This window comes from Psychromonas arctica, from assembly GCF_036697365.1.
GTDB classification, from domain to species: Bacteria; Pseudomonadota; Gammaproteobacteria; order Enterobacterales; family Psychromonadaceae; genus Psychromonas; species Psychromonas arctica_A.
In genome coordinates, this window is record NZ_JBAHZA010000001.1 from 33,461 (window position 1) to 51,153 (window position 17,693).

The 17,693-nt window shown below is 36.1% G+C and carries 17 protein-coding genes; 10 read left to right on the forward strand and 7 right to left on the reverse strand.

Annotated elements, in window-relative coordinates:
* The first annotated feature begins 298 nt into the window (after positions 1–298).
* From gap to V5290_RS00175, 9 genes are all read left to right on the forward strand, one after another.
* Positions 299–1,291, forward strand: coding sequence for a type I glyceraldehyde-3-phosphate dehydrogenase (gap, locus tag V5290_RS00135; protein WP_333380506.1), 993 nt, complete (start codon positions 299–301; stop codon positions 1,289–1,291).
* Between the two features lie 1,226 nt (positions 1,292–2,517).
* On the forward strand, positions 2,518–3,945 hold the full coding sequence (gene sbcB, locus V5290_RS00140) for an exodeoxyribonuclease I (RefSeq protein ID WP_333380508.1): 1,428 nt from the start codon (positions 2,518–2,520) through the stop codon (positions 3,943–3,945).
* A gap of 259 nt (positions 3,946–4,204) precedes the next feature.
* Positions 4,205–5,170, forward strand: a complete 966-nt coding sequence (cysK, locus tag V5290_RS00145) for a cysteine synthase A (RefSeq protein WP_333381268.1) — start codon at positions 4,205–4,207, stop codon at positions 5,168–5,170.
* Positions 5,171–5,568: 398 nt separating this feature from the next.
* The gene (locus V5290_RS00150) at positions 5,569–5,826 is read left to right on the forward strand and encodes an HPr family phosphocarrier protein (protein ID WP_113818788.1); all 258 of its coding nucleotides are present in this window, start codon (positions 5,569–5,571) and stop codon (positions 5,824–5,826) included.
* A gap of 49 nt (positions 5,827–5,875) precedes the next feature.
* On the forward strand, positions 5,876–7,597 hold the full coding sequence (gene ptsI, locus V5290_RS00155; RefSeq protein ID WP_333380512.1) for a phosphoenolpyruvate-protein phosphotransferase PtsI: 1,722 nt from the start codon (positions 5,876–5,878) through the stop codon (positions 7,595–7,597).
* Between the two features lie 66 nt (positions 7,598–7,663).
* On the forward strand, positions 7,664–8,173 hold the full coding sequence (crr, locus tag V5290_RS00160) for a PTS glucose transporter subunit IIA (protein WP_113818790.1): 510 nt from the start codon (positions 7,664–7,666) through the stop codon (positions 8,171–8,173).
* A 124-nt stretch (positions 8,174–8,297) separates the two neighbouring features.
* A complete protein-coding gene (locus tag V5290_RS00165; RefSeq protein ID WP_333380515.1) occupies positions 8,298–8,648 on the forward strand; it encodes an ArsC family reductase in 351 nt (116 codons plus the stop codon).
* Between the two features lie 9 nt (positions 8,649–8,657).
* Positions 8,658–9,791 carry a succinyl-diaminopimelate desuccinylase gene (gene dapE, locus V5290_RS00170; protein ID WP_333380516.1) on the forward strand — a complete coding sequence of 378 codons (1,134 nt, stop codon included), beginning with the start codon at positions 8,658–8,660 and terminating at the stop codon, positions 9,789–9,791.
* Positions 9,788–10,459, forward strand: a complete 672-nt coding sequence (locus tag V5290_RS00175; RefSeq protein WP_333380518.1) for a M15 family metallopeptidase — start codon at positions 9,788–9,790, stop codon at positions 10,457–10,459. The genes dapE and V5290_RS00175 overlap by 4 nt, the downstream gene beginning before the upstream one ends.
* A gap of 80 nt (positions 10,460–10,539) precedes the next feature.
* Here V5290_RS00175 and V5290_RS00180 read toward each other — a convergent pair whose 3' ends face one another.
* Positions 10,540–11,022: a YajQ family cyclic di-GMP-binding protein gene (locus V5290_RS00180; RefSeq protein WP_113818794.1), complete on the reverse strand. Its 483-nt coding sequence runs from the start codon at positions 11,020–11,022 to the stop codon at positions 10,540–10,542.
* Positions 11,023–11,210: 188 nt separating this feature from the next.
* Here V5290_RS00180 and V5290_RS00185 point away from each other — a divergent pair, with 188 nt between their 5' ends.
* A complete protein-coding gene (locus V5290_RS00185) occupies positions 11,211–12,137 on the forward strand; it encodes a 2-dehydropantoate 2-reductase (protein ID WP_333380521.1) in 927 nt (308 codons plus the stop codon).
* Here the strand turns inward: V5290_RS00185 and V5290_RS00190 are convergent.
* The 6 genes from V5290_RS00190 to yejK all read right to left on the reverse strand — a co-directional run bounded on the left by V5290_RS00190 (position 12,115) and on the right by yejK (position 17,517).
* Positions 12,115–13,119, reverse strand: coding sequence for an LPP20 family lipoprotein (locus tag V5290_RS00190; RefSeq protein ID WP_333380523.1), 1,005 nt, complete (start codon positions 13,117–13,119; stop codon positions 12,115–12,117). The genes V5290_RS00185 and V5290_RS00190 overlap by 23 nt on opposite strands.
* Before the next feature lie 23 nt (positions 13,120–13,142).
* On the reverse strand, positions 13,143–14,375 hold the full coding sequence (locus tag V5290_RS00195) for a hypothetical protein (protein WP_333380525.1): 1,233 nt from the start codon (positions 14,373–14,375) through the stop codon (positions 13,143–13,145).
* A 60-nt stretch (positions 14,376–14,435) separates the two neighbouring features.
* On the reverse strand, positions 14,436–15,035 hold the full coding sequence (locus V5290_RS00200) for a penicillin-binding protein activator LpoB (RefSeq protein ID WP_333380527.1): 600 nt from the start codon (positions 15,033–15,035) through the stop codon (positions 14,436–14,438).
* A gap of 57 nt (positions 15,036–15,092) precedes the next feature.
* Positions 15,093–15,440 (reverse strand): HIT domain-containing protein, encoded by a 348-nt coding sequence (locus tag V5290_RS00205; RefSeq protein WP_333380529.1) that lies wholly within the window; start codon positions 15,438–15,440, stop codon positions 15,093–15,095.
* A gap of 67 nt (positions 15,441–15,507) precedes the next feature.
* Positions 15,508–16,374: a 6-carboxytetrahydropterin synthase gene (locus tag V5290_RS00210; protein WP_333380531.1), complete on the reverse strand. Its 867-nt coding sequence runs from the start codon at positions 16,372–16,374 to the stop codon at positions 15,508–15,510.
* A gap of 66 nt (positions 16,375–16,440) precedes the next feature.
* Complete coding sequence (gene yejK / locus V5290_RS00215; RefSeq protein WP_333380534.1) at positions 16,441–17,517, reverse strand: nucleoid-associated protein YejK; 1,077 nt, start codon at positions 17,515–17,517, stop codon at positions 16,441–16,443.
* Positions 17,518–17,693: the final 176 nt, after the last annotated feature.

A 17,693-nucleotide genomic window follows, 5' to 3' on the forward strand; every position in this document is an offset into this window, starting at 1 on the left:
AAGGTTATTGAACTAGTTACAGTTAGCTATTGACTTAATTAAAAACCTAAAATAGTGCGAGAATTAGTAGTTTAATGATGGTTTTTCTTTATTTTATCGAGAATTGCCCTTAATATGCCCTAGTAATTTAATTACTGTGATATTAGTTCAAAAAAATACTATCAGCTGATTAACGAAATAGTGAGCAAGAAAAGTATTTTTTAGAGCTTATAACTTGACTAACATCAAATCTTAAGTGCCAAAGGTATTTATAATGATGACAAGTTAAAAAAATCAAACATCCATAAGGAAAAATAAAATGACAATTAAAGTAGGTATTAACGGCTTCGGTCGTATCGGCCGTTTCGTATTCCGTGCAGCATGTGAACGTGCTGATGTTGAAGTTGTTGCAATCAATGACTTAATCGACGTTGAATACATGGCTTACATGCTTAAATATGACTCAACTCACGGTCGTTTCAACGGTACTGTTGAAGTTAAAGACGGTAACCTAATCGTAAACGGTAACACAGTACGTGTAACTGCTGAGCGTAACCCTGAAGATCTAAAATGGGATGCAGTTGACGTAGACGTAGTTGCTGAAGCAACTGGTCTTTTCCTTACTGACGAAACAGCTCGTAAGCACATCACTGCTGGCGCTAAAAAAGTTGTTCTAACTGGTCCTTCTGGCGACGTTCCAATGTTCGTTAACGGCGTAAACTTCGCTGACTACGCTGGTCAAGATATCGTATCTAACGCTTCTTGTACTACTAACTGTCTTGCACCTATCGCTAAAGTACTTAACGATAAATGGGGTATTGAATCAGGTCTAATGACAACTGTTCATGCAACTACTGCAACTCAAAAAACTGTTGACGGTCCATCTGCTAAAGATTGGCGCGGTGGTCGTGGTGCTTCTCAAAACATCATCCCATCTTCAACTGGTGCTGCTAAAGCTGTAGGTAAAGTAATTCCTGAGCTAAACGGTCTTCTAACTGGTATGGCTTTCCGTGTACCAACTGCTGACGTTTCTGTTGTTGACTTAACTGTTAACCTAAAAACTGCTGCTACATACGAAGAAATCTGTGCAGAAATGAAACGTGCTTCTGAAAACGAAATGGCTGGTGTTCTAGGTTACACTGACGAAGCTGTTGTTTCTCAAGACTTCATCGGTGAAATCCAAACTTCAGTATTTGATGCTGCAGCTGGCCTATCTCTAACTGACAAATTCGCTAAAGTTGTATCTTGGTACGACAACGAAATCGGTTACTCAAACAAAGTTCTAGACTTAGTTGCTCTTATCTCTAAATAAGACGAACTACTAAATTTTGTTATCGAGCCTATACTTCGGTATGGGCTTTTTTGTATCTAGAGTTTGAGATGCTAGATTCGAAATGCGAGGTTTAATGTTTGAGCATATTACTTTTTCAAAGTAACAACGAAATCGAACTAGATAAAAACAAACAAAGTTCTAGCCTTAGTTGCTCTTATCTCTAAATAAGACGAACTACTAAATTTTGTTACCAAGCCTATACTCCGGTATGGGCTTTTTTGTATCTAGAATTTGAGATGCTAGATTCGAAATGCGAGGTTTAATGTTTGAGCATATTACTTTTTCAAAGTAACAACGAAATCGAACTAGATAAAAACAAACAAAGTGCTAGACCTAGTTGCTCTTATCTCTAAACAAGACAAACTACTAAATTTTGTTATCAAGCCTATACTTCGGTATGAGCTTTTTTGTATCTAGAGTTTGAGATGCTAGATTCGAAATGCGAGGTTCAAGGTTTAAGGTTTAAGGTTTAAGGTTTAAGGTTTAAGGTTTAAGGTTTAAGGTTTAAGGTTTAAGGTTTAAGGTTTAAGGTTTAAGGTTTAAGGTTTAAGGTTTAAGCATGTTACTTTTTCAAAGTAATAATCAAGTCAAACCAAATAAATAAAGACTAAGACACCCCACTTTAATCAATTAGCTTCAAAATAAACAAGTGTAAATCTAGCATCAATTGATATGTAAGAACGGTGTAATAATTTAAGTGAATTTTGTAACCATGCTGTAATCAATGCAACATTATTAAAACAAAATATTTTACAACAGGAAAATCTATAATATTCCTATGAACTTAATATTCACTCCAGAGAACTACTAAACATACGCTCATCGATATATTTCACCGATAAAAAATGAAAAGAAAGTCACCTTTCATTAGGTCATCAATTTGTTATTAAACAAAGCAAAACTGTAGTTTGTATTTTACAAAGCAACAAAATCGATTTATTTAAAAACTCGAACTATGCTTTACGGATTGTATTTTTTGCAGTTGCAAGTAGTGATAACATTTATAAATAAAGTAAAAATCGATAACGCTAAATAACAAAGATGGGATTAGTGATTAAATCGTCGCCGCTATTTTATTAGATAGCATCTAAAGCGTAAGTAAATTAACCAATTAAACTTACTTTTCAATAACATTCATCTCAATTGATTCGCTTTTTAATAGTAAATTAGACACAATATAACGACATTAATTACGGGTAAATATTATGAATCAAGTATCTCCGAGCCTATTATGGCATGACTATGAAACCTTCGGATTGAATCCAGGTACAGACCGCCCTTCGCAGTTTGCAGGTATTCGCACTGATCTTGATTTAAATATTATTTCAGAACCTTACCAGTGGTATTGCCGACCACCTAATGATTACTTGCCAGCGCCAGAAGCTTGTCTCGTCACTGGTATCACACCACAGTATGCGTTACAACATGGTGAGTTTGAAAATCAATTTATTTTTAATATTTTACAGCAGTTCCAACAAGCTAACACTTGTGTCGTTGGCTACAACAATATTCGTTTTGATGATGAAGTGACTCGTTTTACTTTGTATCGTAATTTTCATGACCCTTATCAAAGAGAGTGGCAAAATGGTTGTTCTCGCTGGGACATTATCGACATGGTCAGAGCATGTTATGCACTAAGACCAGAAGGGATCGAGTGGGTATTTGATGAAAATGATAGCCCCTCTTTTAAGCTGGAATTATTAACAAAAGCGAATGATATTGTGCATCAACAAGCTCATGATGCTATGTCCGATGTTTATGCCACCATCGCTATGGCTAAATTAATCAAGGATAAACACCCTAAATTATATGATTACTGCTACAACTTAAGACAAAAAAATAAAGTCTTAAATGAATTAAAGCTGGGTACTTTTGCTCCGCTAGTTCATATCTCTGGCATGTTTCCAGCGTTACAAGGTTGTTGCTCTTATATTTTGCCTATTGCACAGCACCCTACAAACAACAATGCAGTGATTGTGGTCGATTTAAATAAAGACTTATCGCAATTATTGTCACTTGATATCGAACAAATTCAATCATACTTGTATACCTCAACTGATAATTTACCGGAAGGGATAAATCGCCCACCGATTAAGCTCATTCATATTAATAAGTGCCCTATTGTTGCCAGTGCAAAAACCTTAACGGCGGAGCGAGCAAAAGAGTTAGGTATTGATGCAAAGCAATGCAGAGAATCGATGAATTTATTCCTTGCCAATAAACAACTAGTAGAAAAATTGACAGCTGTTTTTAACACAGAGGTCAACAATGTTGCGCATCAACAACCAGAGCAAAAACTTTATTCTGGCGGCTTTCCTTCGGCAAATGATAAAAAGCAGTCAAAAGAGATCACTCAGTTATCGCCACACCAAATTGAATCCTATCAAGTGAACTTTGACGATCCAAATCTCGAAGTATTATGGAATCGCTATAAAGCAAGAAACTACCCTCACACATTGAGCAGCGAAGAACTACAAAAATGGAATCGACATAGAGAAGCTTATTTCATTGAAAATATGGATAACTATATTTCCCGTTTAGAACTACTCGCCATCGAGCACCAACATAGCGAAGAGAAAATAGCAGTGCTACAAAAACTCAGTCACTATTTAGAATTTTTAAGCAATAACTGATATTTATAATCTGCATACAGGCCGTTTAGCATGGTATGCAGATTGCTTTATTTATAATGAACTAAACCTAAGATCAAAAATCACCTATTAGACAAAATAAAATGTAATTTCACTTAGTAAACAATTACTTTAAAAGAGTGTGATAATCCAACATATCTCAAAAATCTATATGGTATAACAAAATTTCACTTCCGCATTTTTAAACATTGGATATGCTATAAGATATCTATAAAAAAACCCAACCAATAGGAACAATATGATGAGTAAGATTTTTAGCGATAATTCACAAGCAATTGGTAACACTCCACTAGTACGTTTAAACAATGTAACTACAGGCAATGTATTTGCAAAAGTTGAAAGTCGTAACCCAAGCTTCAGCGTAAAATGTCGTATTGGTGCAAACATGATTTTAGCTGCTGAAAAAGACGGCACGTTAACTAAGGATGTTGAGCTAGTTGAAGCGACAAGTGGTAATACCGGTATCGCGCTTGCTTTTGTTGCTGCTGCTCGTGGTTACAAAATCACTCTAACAATGCCAAACACAATGAGTGTTGAGCGTCGTAAATTATTAAAAGCATTAGGTGCAAACCTTGTATTAACTGATGGTGCACTGGGTATGAAAGGTGCAATCAACAAAGCTGAAGAATTAGCTCAATCTGAAACTAAAAAATACTTAGTACTGCGTCAATTCGAAAATCCAGCAAACCCTGAAATTCACGTAGAAACAACTGGTCCAGAAATCTGGAATGATACAGATGGCGAGATTGATGTATTTGTAGCAGGTGTTGGTACTGGTGGTACAATTTCTGGTGTAAGCCGTTACATTAAAGAAATCCAAGGTAAAGCAATTACAAGTGTTGCAGTTGAACCAACAGATTCACCAGTTATTTCACAAACTTTAGCAGGTGAAGAAGTTAAACCAGGTCCTCACAAAATCCAAGGTATTGGTGCTGGCTTCATTCCTAAAAACTTAGATATGTCATTAATTGATCGTGCAGAGCAAGTAAGTAACGAAGATGCAATTGCAATGGCGCGTCGACTAATGGAAGAAGAAGGTATTTTAGCTGGTATTTCTTCAGGTGCCGCAGTTGTCGCAGCAGCACGTTTAGCTGCAGAACCTGAATACAAAGATAAGAACATCGTAGTTATTTTACCAAGCTCAGGTGAGCGTTACTTATCAACAGCTCTTTTTGCTGGTGTTTTTGAAGGCGAAAACTTCGCATAATCAACCCCATAAATAGCTTAAAAAAGGTGCTTTTTAGCACCTTTTTTTATATCTGAATTTTGTAAAAAGTTAGGCCTGCTCAAAAAACACTCAAAAACAGCAATAATACATAGTTTTCCCCTTCAAAGCGTAGAAAGTCGTTGACCTAGTACCCCATATTTAGGATCATTAAGCATGATATTGAACGTTTTAATAATGGTTACTTAAAGATGGGTAAGCCTAGAGAAAAACTGAATATTTAGTTAATAGCTATTATCAATTTTTCTTTTATTCCGACCTCTCATTTTTAAAGTTTATACGCTGCATTTTAACAATTTCAATGTCGTTCAATAGCAATTTTTTTTTACATCAATTAAAATTTGCTATCATTACAAATTTAATTTTATTAAGGTGTTACCATGTATCAAAAAACAGTAACTATCACAGCTCCAAACGGTCTTCATACTCGCCCTGCAGCACAATTTGTTAAAGAAGCAAAATCTTTTGCATCTGACATTTCTGTTGAAGTAGGTAGCAAATCTGCAAGTGCAAAAAGTCTTTTCAAACTACAAACTCTAGGTTTAACTCAAGGCACATCAGTGAACATTAAAGCTGAAGGCGCAGACGAACAAAAAGCTGTTGATACGCTTGTTGAGTTAATGGCAACATTAGTTTAATACATATATCTTTCAATAAGATAAAAATTTAGTAGTTTAAGGATAGGTTATGATATCTGGCATACTGGCATCACCTGGTATTACGTTTGCAAAAGCATTGTTATTACAAGAAGACGAAATTTCTCTCAACACTGAGAAAGTAAGTGATATTGAGAATGAAGTTTCTCGATTTCTTGATGGCCGAGCAAAAACTTCAGCTCAACTAGAAGTAGTTAAGCAAAAAGCTCTTGAGACATTTGGTGAAGAGAAAGAAGCTATTTTCGAAGGGCATATAATGCTACTAGAAGATGAAGAGCTTGAAGAAGATATCATCACCTATATCAAGAAAAACAAATGTGCAGCTGACTATGCAGTTAATGCTGTAGTTGAAGAAAATGCACAAATGTTACAAGAACTAGATGACCCATATTTACGTGAACGTGCAGCTGATTTCCGTGATATCGGTAATCGTTTATTAAAAAATGTATTAGGCATTGAGATTGTTAATCTTAGTGATATTTCAGAAGAGGTTGTGTTAATTGCAAATGACTTAACACCTTCTGAAACAGCACAAATCAACCTTGATAAAGTATTAGGTTTTATTACTGATATTGGCGGTCGTACGTCACATACTTCTATCATGGCTCGTTCATTAGAAATTCCAGCAATTGTTGGTACTAACGATATTACTCAAAAAGTGCAGAATGGCGATATGGTTGTTCTTGATGCTTTAAACAATAAAGTAATCATCAACCCAACAGATGCACAACTAGAAGAAGCAAAAACAGTTCGTGAAGAGTTTTTGCACGAAAAAGCTGAACTAGCTAAATTAAAAGATTTACCAGCAACAACTACTGATGGTCATCAAGTTGAAGTTGGTGCAAACGTCGGTTCTGTGAAAGACACTGATGGTGCTAAGCGCAATGGCGCAGAATGTGTAGGTCTATACCGTACTGAATTCCTATTCATGGATAGAGACCAATTACCTACAGAAGACGAACAGTTTCTTGCTTACAAAGATGTTGTAGAAGCAATGGAAGGTAAAGCTTGTATTATCCGTACTATGGATATCGGTGGTGATAAAGACCTTCCTTATCTGGATCTTCCAACTGAATTGAACCCGTTCCTAGGATGGCGTGCGATTCGTATCTGTTTCGATCGTCCAGAGATCATGAACCCACAATTACGTGCCCTACTTCGTGCATCTGCATTTGGTAAAATTCGTATCATGTTCCCAATGATCATTTCAGTCGAAGAAATCCGTAAGTTAAAAGAGATCTTGGAAACATTAAAAGCTGAATTACGAAATGAGAAGCTTGCTTTTGATGAAGAGATTGAAATCGGTGTAATGATTGAAACACCAGCAGCATCTGCTATTGCTCATCACTTAATTAAAGAAGTAGACTTCTTTAGTATCGGTACTAATGATTTAACACAGTACACGCTTGCTGTAGACCGTGGTAACGAGCTAATTTCTGATCTATACAATCCATTAACACCATCTGTTTTAACTATTATTAAAACCGTTATTGATGCATCTCATGCAGCTGGTAAATGGACAGGTATGTGTGGTGAGTTAGCTGGTGATGAACGCGCAACGCTATTACTACTTGGTATGGGCTTAGATGAGTTCTCAATGAGTGCTATTTCAATCCCTACTGTTAAGAAAGTTATCCGTAGCACTAGCTTTGAAGATGCAAAAGCGTTAGCCGATAAAGCATTATCAATGGCAACAGCTGCAGAAATAGAAGCCTTAGTTAACGACTTCAATAAAGCTAAAGGCATTAGTTAACTGATTGATAAGTAAGGTAAATTTAATTTCCTTACTTTTTATTTATTAAAATTGGAGTTTAGTTATATGGGTTTTTTTGATTCTTTAAAAAAAGCAGTGAGCGGCAATACACAAACAGCAAATACCATTGACATTATTGCACCATTATCTGGTGAAATAATCGCTATTGAAGATGTGCCTGATGTAGTTTTTGCTGAGAAAATTGTTGGTGATGGTATTGCTATTCGCCCTACTGGTAACAAAATGGTTGCTCCATGTGATGGAGAGATTGGTAAGATTTTCGAAACTAATCATGCCTTTTCGTTAGAATCTGCCGATGGTATCGAGTTATTCGTACATTTTGGTATCGACACTGTTGAGTTAAAAGGCGAAGGTTTTACACGAGTTGCACAGGAAGGACAAAAAGTTAAAGCTGGTGATACTATCATTGAATTTGATCTCGCTTTATTAACTGAAAAAGCAAAATCTATCTTAACGCCAGTTGTCATCTCTAACATGGATGAAATTAAAGAATTACAGAAAATGTCAGGCACTGTAGAAGTTGCTTCTGACCCTGTACTTAAAATAGTTAAATAAGAATAACTTTTCTTCAATACAAAAAGCCGCTGTTGCGGCTTTTTTCATTTTACCACCACCTTGTTCTTAACTTCTCTTTCTTGCTACAATCATTTATCTTTTTTTCATACTATAAGCATTCCCAATGACAACAACTATGTACGGTATCCCTAATTGCGATACTATAAAAAAAGCACAAAAATGGCTTAAAGAAAATAATATTGAATTCATTTTTCATGATTACCGAAAAGATGGGTTAGATGAAGCGCTGTTAACTCAATTTTATGCAGTTGCTTCATGGGACGAACTATTAAATAAGCGCAGTACCAGTTACCGCGCATTAACTGATCAGCAAAAAGATAACCTTAATGAAAGTACTGTAAGTAGCCTTTTCATTGAATCCCCAACTTTAATCAAACGCCCTCTTGTTATTCATAATGGCAATGCCATTGTTGGGTTTAATGTTAAAAATTATCAAACTTTTTTTGCTGTATAAGGAAATACAATGAGCAATTCACCTGTCGTATCATTATTAGAAGATTTAATCAGCCGTCGCTCTGTCACACCAGAAGATGCGGGATGCCAAGCTCTACTTATCTCTCGTTTAGAAAAAATCGGGTTCGTTTGTGAAGTCATGGAATTCGAAGACACTTTAAATCTATGGGCAAGAAGAGGCACAGAAGCACCTCTGTTTTGTTTTGCTGGACATACCGATGTAGTTCCACCGGGACCAGAAAAAAAATGGAGCACTCCTCCTTTTGAACCAACGATTATTGATGGCATGTTATATGGACGTGGTGCTGCTGATATGAAAAGTGGTATTGCTTGTTTCATGTTAGGTTTAGAAGCGTTTATTGAAGAGCATAAAGATCACAAAGGCTCTATCGCATTATTAATTACTAGTGATGAAGAAGGACCATTTATTAATGGTACAACACGTGTAGTAGACGTATTAGAAGCTCGCAATGAAAAGATTGATTACTGTATTGTTGGTGAGCCATCAAGTACCAACCATGTAGGTGATATTATCAAAAATGGCCGTCGTGGCTCATTGACTGCAGATATTACCGTTAAAGGTACGCAAGGACATGTAGCTTACCCTCACCTAGTTAATAATCCAATTCATTTAGCTGCGCCAGCATTAACAGAACTAGTACAAACAGAATGGGACAAAGGGAATCAATATTTCCCTGCAACGAGCTTTCAAATTACAAATTTCAACTCAGGTACCGGTGCAAGTAATGTTGTCCCTGGGGATGCAGTTATACAATGTAATTTCCGTTATTCAACGGAATTAACTGCTGATATGTTAACTGAAAAAGTTGAAGGTATTCTGAATAAGGCAGGGTTTGAATACGATATAAAATGGACCTATAACGGACAACCTTTTATCACAGAACCAGGCTCGTTAACTGATGCTGTTGCTCAAGCTATTTTAGCAACAAATGGCATTACTACAGAGCTTTCGACCAGTGGAGGCACCTCTGATGCTCGCTTTATTGCGCCAACAGGTGCACAAGTCGTTGAGTTAGGTCCAATTAATGCAACTATTCATAAAGTTAATGAATCAACTAATATTGCGCAGTTAGATGAGTTAGTTGATATCTTTAAGTTAACACTGAAAAACTTACTCGCATGAACCCACTTGAATTGACGGGGCAATCGCAAACTCACTTAGTTGAGTTTGCACCAAATAGACTGCTGCATAAGCAAGTAATCTCTGATTTTACTGCGTTGCAGGCTAGCGCAAAAAATGCTGGCTTTACCTTACATATTGCTAGTGCTTTTCGCAGTTTTGAACGTCAATTACAAATATGGAATAACAAGTTTTCTGGTGTCACGACAATTTTAGATAAACAAGAAAAGCCTATAGATACTAATTCTATCAGTGAATTAGATAAGCTTTATCATCTATTACATTGGTCAGCCCTGCCAAGTGCGAGTAGACACCATTGGGGAACAGATATCGATGTTTATGACCCAAGTTTATTACCATCGGGTCAATCATTGCAACTGCAGAAAAGTGAGTATTTAGCCGGTGGATATTTTAGCGAATTAACTTTTTGGTTAAATGAGAATATTCAGACATTTGGTTTTTACCGCCCTTATCAAAAAGATCAAGGTGGTGTTGCAGAAGAGCCATGGCATTTGAGTTATTTTCCGATTGCAGACTGTTGCTTAGAGTTATTAGATGTGGATTTAATCCGAGAAACAATTCTATCTAATGCGATTTTTGGAAAATCATTAATCGAACAAGAGCTACTAAATATTTATCAGCAGTATATCTGTAACATAACCCCGAGATAATTGCTTACTCTCCCTATAAAGTAAAAAACCAAGTTACAATATTAACTGTAACTTGGTTTTATCTAGCCGTTTAATATTGCTTAATCTTTAAAGTTATTAAACTGGAAACCCATTCCTAAATCACACTCTTTCACTAAACGCATGGTTTGTTGTAGGTCATCACGTTTTTTACCCGTCACACGTAGCTGATCGCCTTGAATAGATACTTGGACTTTCATTTTGCTATCTTTAATATGTTTCACTAATTTCTTAGCCGTTGGCTGATCAACGCCTACTTTAAATTTTACGTTTTGTGACCAAAACTTGCCTGATTGTTCGTATTTATCAGGGTCCATAGAACGAGTATCCACACCACGCTTTACTAAATTAGCACGTAGCATATCGCGTAATGCATTGATTTGCATTTCAGCTTCAGCTTCTAATTTAACGACTTCTTTATTTAATGTAATAGATGCTTTAACGCCGCGAAAATCATAACGTGTACCAAGTTCACGACTTGTGTTATCTACTGCATTTTTAACTTCTACTAAATCAATCTCTGAAACAATATCAAATGAAGGCATCTTTCTTCCTTTTTAAAACTATAAAATATATTAGGTAGTGAATTTACCAGAAAATACAGCAATCATCTATTAATACCCTTTACTAAGCATTACCGAGTATTGGTTTTCGTCCTTGTAAGTAAATCAGCAAATTAGCATAATAGATCCTAGTTTTAATCTAGTTAGTAATTTACAAGTGTAGGAATACTATGATACAAATAATTGGCGCTGGTGCGATTGGTTGCTTATGGGCAAGTAAGTTATTACAAGCAGGATATTCATGCCATATTGTATCTCGTTCGCCGCTAAGTAAAAATACCCTACAGTTTACAGATCTAATAGGTAAGCAACACTCATTTAAAGCCTCGCATGGTATTCATTTATTAGATGCCTCACAGCAAGCAGAGCAAAGTGGCTTACTAGTCTGCGTTAAAGCGCATCAAGTTTTATCAGCCCTATTGCAACAAAAAGAACTGATTAAACCACAGCAGCCTATTATCTTAATGCATAATGGCTATGGCTGTGCAGAACAAGTGGTTAAACACTTTCCAAATAATCCGATCATTTGTGCTACCACTGCAAACGCCAGTTTACTGACAGATCCTTTAACAATTACTCATACCGGCGCAGGCCCAAGTTACTTTGGATTTTATCCTCAATACTCACAAGTTACTCAACATTCGCAAGTAGAATCAGCATTGAACAGCTATTTATTTCCGCTGCTTCAAGTTATGCCTAATGCACACATCAGTAAAAACATTATCGAAAAATGTTGGTTAAAGCTAATTATCAATGCTGTGATCAACCCTCTCACTGCCATCCATCAAATAAAAAATGGTGAGTTACGTATGCCGCAATTTGCTCCATTAATTCAACCCTTGGTATTAGAAATATTTGCGGTTGCCGAAGCTGAGCAATTAAGCTTTGATTTAAATGAGTTACAAGAAACGGTAGAAAATGTTATTGCAGCAACTGCTGATAATTTCTCTTCAATGAACAGAGATATTCACTTTAATCGAGAAACTGAAATTGAATTTATTAATGGTTATTTAATTAAAAAGGCGCAACAACATAATATTGAAACGCCTATTTTAGATGATTTATACAAGCAAATTAAAGTGTTGGAGAATCACTAATTAATTGCTGTAAATATTCATTCATTCGCGTGCTTAGCTTATCCTGTAAACGTAATTTCAGTAGATCTTTTTGTTTCGCTGAGACTTTAATAGGCCAACGTTTACGGCTAATCACTTGCCCATTTTCACTAATGCTTAATTCATAACTTCCACGTAACCAATACCAAGCATCAATTAAGGTCGGGTTTGTTATATCCGCTTTACCAGAAACTTCTATACTTGCATTGTCTGCTACTTTTACGCCTAACGAAGACAATCCAGATTGGATAGCTTTCACTTGAGATTCAGTATCAGCTTGTGCGCTAATGGATAAAGCAGCTAATTTTTGTTTAATTAATTGCTCAATCTTATTACTTGAAATATCCGTGGGAACGCCACTACCATTAATGTAACGCAATTGATAATCCGACATTTTACGGGTAATTTGCACGTCTCGCGCTGCACGTAGAGCATTAATAGATGCAATTGCATTAGGGGATTGGTTAATACTGTAATCGATTAATTCTGCGGTTTTCTGATCTAACTCAACGATTGACTCGGTTAAGTTTTGCGATGCACTTAAACGATGAAGAACAGCTAGCGCATAGTATTCACCACTTGGACTTAACCAAGTTTGTTTAATCTCTACACCTTGAATTGCCTGCTCAGTCTCTGTTTGTATATCTCGCTGTAAAGTACTCGAACTCTCCATACTAACCCCTAAAGCACTTTCTTGCTTTACTGCTTCTGTTAACGTTCTGGTTTCTGCCCTTACATTTACAGAAAAGATTTCCAATAAATTTGCAACTGCATTTTTACCAGCTCGAGTACGGTTTGAGGCCTGACCAACGGCTGTTAAATATTGTGATTCAGGGTAATCAACCTGTGCATGGTCGATCCAAGTTGGTCGCTCATTATCGCCCTCTCCTGAGGGTTGGCTTGCACATGCATTAAGTAAAAATACAGTCGTTAGCAACGAGATAATTACGGTAATTTTTTTCATATTAATTCCTTAATAAAAGGCAATTATTGCTGATAATGCAATACTTTATCGGATAAATTGGTGACCAAAATAACATGTTGGTTTCCAACGTTTAAATCGACATCTATTTGAGCAGTCTTAGGAGTCGACAAAAGGATATCATCTGAATTAGTTTCTAAATATGCAAACTGTATGGTGGCAGGCAACATATTCCAACTTCGTAAATCGGCAACCTCACTGATCAAAGTAGCAAAATTAAGTAAGGTGCCTAACAGTTGGTCTTTCTTCTTTGTTTCTTGTGCCACTTGATATTTGGCGATAGCACGAGTGGTCGTTAATAATAGAATAGAAGGATACTCTTTATCTAAATCTTCTCGAGCAATAACATTAACATCTTCCGCCACTTCGCTTCTTACTAACTGCTCTACGTCACTTATTTGAGCATGTAAAGGACGTGGTAATCGTTCCGGATAGGTAGGCATCGCAATACGAATTAATTGTTGTCCATTAAAACTAGGAACAGTTAAACTCGCTTGTATTTTATTAGAAACAACACCATTAAAATATAATACGAATACTTGCTCCTTAGCTTTTATTTGCTTTACTAGATCCGGATAAGATTGACTATAGCGCTGATAAGCCTGATCATTTCCCATCTTCAAGCTCATTCTTAATAAGCCTAACTTCAACCCGGTTGGCAAAGGCATTTCACGTTGGTTAAGAATATTTTCAGCCAGTTGATAACTGATAAAAGCATTAGAGCGTTCGTCTAATAATTCATAAATAATTGCAGACAATAAATGTGTACTGGCTAGTTGCCCACTTAAAGAATCATTATCGGCTAACTTTTTCATCGCAACATCTGCTTGTAGCATTTCTACCCGCGAGCCTTCGATATCTTGATTGAACAGATAACTTAAAGCCAACATATTGTGCACCATGACTCTATCTAATGGGTACCCGCTGTAACTTCTTAAGGTTTCGTTAATAGTACCTGCACCAATATTCTCTGAAACAGAGGTAGCAGCCAAAATTTGCATCTGCTTTTTTGCGATTAATAAGGACTCTATTGATGCTGGAAATTGCCCTGATAATAACTGTAAGTACCCTAAATTAAGGTAGTACTGGGCAATATCTCTATCATTTGGCTTAGTTTCTTGTAATGCTGAAAGGATAGATTCTGGTGTTTCAAATTGTAAATCATCTGCAAGTCGATTGTTATTGTGTTGAGCACAGCCAGAAAGTAAGAAAACAAAGGCAAGTAACAATTTATGCATAGCTATTCCAGTTCATACAAAACAGGCTCATTGTTGAGCCTGTTGATTATATTTATAACGTTACGGACGGATTTTACTATTAGAGATAAGTTTTTTAATTTTCTTTTCACCAATCCAAACTTTACGATTATCCTTTAGGCTAATTAGCTCAAGGTTCACTTGGTAAAAGCGCACTTGAGTCGTGCCGTCTACATCAACAATAGTATTAATCTGACCTTGCATCATAAAGTCAGCACCATATTCTTGCCCTGCTTCTTTACGAGTTGCTTCTGAGGCATTTAAATCCTGATCGGCACGTTCATCACGTATTTCTTGGCGACTAGAAGCACTTGCTACAAATTGTACCTCGCCGGAGTTGATTAATTCACGTTCCATATTAGCTACAAATGTATTGGTATTAATATGTTCATGACTTAAATTTTTAATTGTTCCGACAATAACAGCAGGATCTTTGCCTTCACTACTTACAAATTTACTAATCCAAGCTCGAGATAGTGAGTCTTCAATCATCTCTTCAGCGACTAACTGAGAATCAGTGTCGTTCCAAGCACCACTTAAATCAATCTGCTCTCCAGCATCTAAACGCTCTACTGAGGTAGAACAAGCCGCTAACATTACACTGCTCATGACCACCAGTAATAAACTAGTATGTATTTTCATCGTAAAATCCACCTTGTAAAGAATAAATATTATCAGTAACTTACCATATTTAAAAAGTTAACTTACTAACTTTCCTAATTTTTTTCCACCTAATAGATGTAAATGTATATGGTAAACCTCTTGCCCACCATCACTATTACAATTCATTATTAATCGATAACCTGATTCAGCAATCCCTTCTTCTTTAGCTAATTGTTTAGCTACCGTATACAACTTACCAACTAATACTTCATCTTCAACTTGAATATCATTAGCTGTTGGAATCAATTTATTAGGAATGATAAGGATATGTACAGGTGCCTGCGGTGAGATATCTCGAAAGGCAGTAACATATTGATCTTGATACAATGTTTCCGATGGAATTTCTTTATCAATTATTTTTCTAAATATCGTTTCTTCAGCCATCTTAAATCCTCAATAATCATTTAAATTCTTTTAATAATATATGTTAAATATTATCTACTAAAATATTTTACAGCTCTACAATGGCACCTTTACCAATACCTTCATAGGCAAATACAGTGACTTTGTTATCACCTTCTTTGTCCTTAATGGTTTCACAAATAAAGCGAGCTAGTTCTTCTACTGTTGTATCATTGTTTAATACTTCACAACGACTTGCTGGCATTAATAACTCAAAATATCCTTGTGGTGCATGATAAGCAGAGCAGTGCACTTCTGTAGTAGGTTTTTCTGTTATAAATGATAAATCACTACGTTTAACCACATCACTATTGCTTGCTAAATAAATATCAGCCCAACGGACAGCCCATTGCTCAACCCAATTGCTGCTGTATTGATCGTTAATATAAATATCAATTTTAGAGCGATGCCCATGCGCAATACGTTGGCAATTACCATTATGTTTTTTTAAGCCATGCGTATAATGATAAAACGGAGTATCAATCTTCTCTGGGCGTAAACTAATGCTTAATCCAGTTACATTATCCGGTAATTTATTTAAGATAACTTGTTCTAAGTAATCGGCTAAAAATGCCTCTGTTAATGCTTCACATTGAAGTAAACAGTAAGCTTCATGGGGCGCTTTAACTTGAATAATATCATCTTTTGTCAGTCGATAATTAACTTGCGTACGGTCATCCTCTTGAATAACAGAGCAAGCTGGAGACAGGACTGGGACTAACAGTTTATGATCAACTTCAGCATCGATAATCGCTTTAATCTGTTTTTTTACTAAAGAAAAGTCTAAAATCATAGATTGTTCGTTTAGTTGACCATCCAACACCACGTCAACTTGATAACTTTCTCCTACAAAACCTCGAACATCGTCTAAGTAAGTTGAATCAATAACAGTTAAATCTCGTACAAATAATTTCATTCTTTTATCTCTTTTTTGTTTAAACGCTCCATCAACAGCGATTTAAACGGAATATTGTCTTAATGCTTAAAAAGGTGCTTTTCCATCATCCTTAACAGTGTCGGTGATAACCGTTTCACCAGCCTCAATCAATGCATCACGTTTTAATTGCTCACGTAAGTTTGGTGGGATACCTTGAATTGTTAATGTATCCGACGCTTCATCATAAAGAATAGATGAGCCCAAATGTTTTTGGTCGAAGCTAATGTTCATGCCGCCGCCGGTACCTACATATTTAGTTAACTTTCTTACTAAGGTTTTATCTGCAGGAAAGTTTTCCTCTAATTGATAATCTTCGCTAACAAAGTCATAGAAACTACCTTCTAGATTTGACGTTGACTGAAATTCCTCCGATAAACTAGACAGGTCGATATCCTGCCCTTCCTTTATTTGTTCTTTACAGTAGTTAAAAGTAACTTCTCGTACTTCTTGTTTTTGCTCCGTTGGCAATTCTTGCTTCTCACAGAACTCTTCTACCGCCTTAAGAAGGCCTTCGTTCTGTACTTTTGCATCAAAACCTTCTTTCGCGCCCATAAAATCTAAGAAAAAATCAGAAACTTTACGACCAACACGCCCCTTAATAAAGGAAATGTAACGGTTAGCTTCTGGATCGCGTTTTAATAAAGTAAGATCAATACGTGCGACTAATTGAATTTTGCTCGTTTCAATATGCTGGCTAACCTGTAATTCAAGATTTTCGTTAACACTAATCGATTGATTATTTTGTAATAAGGCAACGAGTAAATAATCACTGGTTGTCCAAGTATACTTGCTAATCAATAGCACACCTTCTTCAGCAAAATCGTGATCTTTTAATTCATCAACCAAACGACCAGCAGCTTGTTGAGAAAATCCAACAAAATCTAATTCACCATTCATCTCTTCAGTTAAAGCACGTTGAAAAACCTGTGACTTTTCACCTTCATCAGCAAAAAATGCAAAAGCTTTATTTGATTTGCTCTGGTAGCTGCGATGTAAGTCCATCACCAACTGTTCAATAGAGGGTGAAATAGGCAGTTCGCCTTCACGCATTTTGCACGATAAAACGCCTTCACTGTTGTAATTTAAAGAGTGTAAAATAATATTGGTAGCGGAAACGTTCATAGAAATATGACCTTGTGAGAAACGAATAAACTTAATTGGCAAATTATACACACCGCAATCAATCTTGAAACAGTAATTATTCGCTTAATTATCTGTGTAACTTTTCAAAATCGAGGAGTTAAGTCATTGGTATAATAATACGAGTGCGGTATCATAACGCAATTATTATTCCTTAC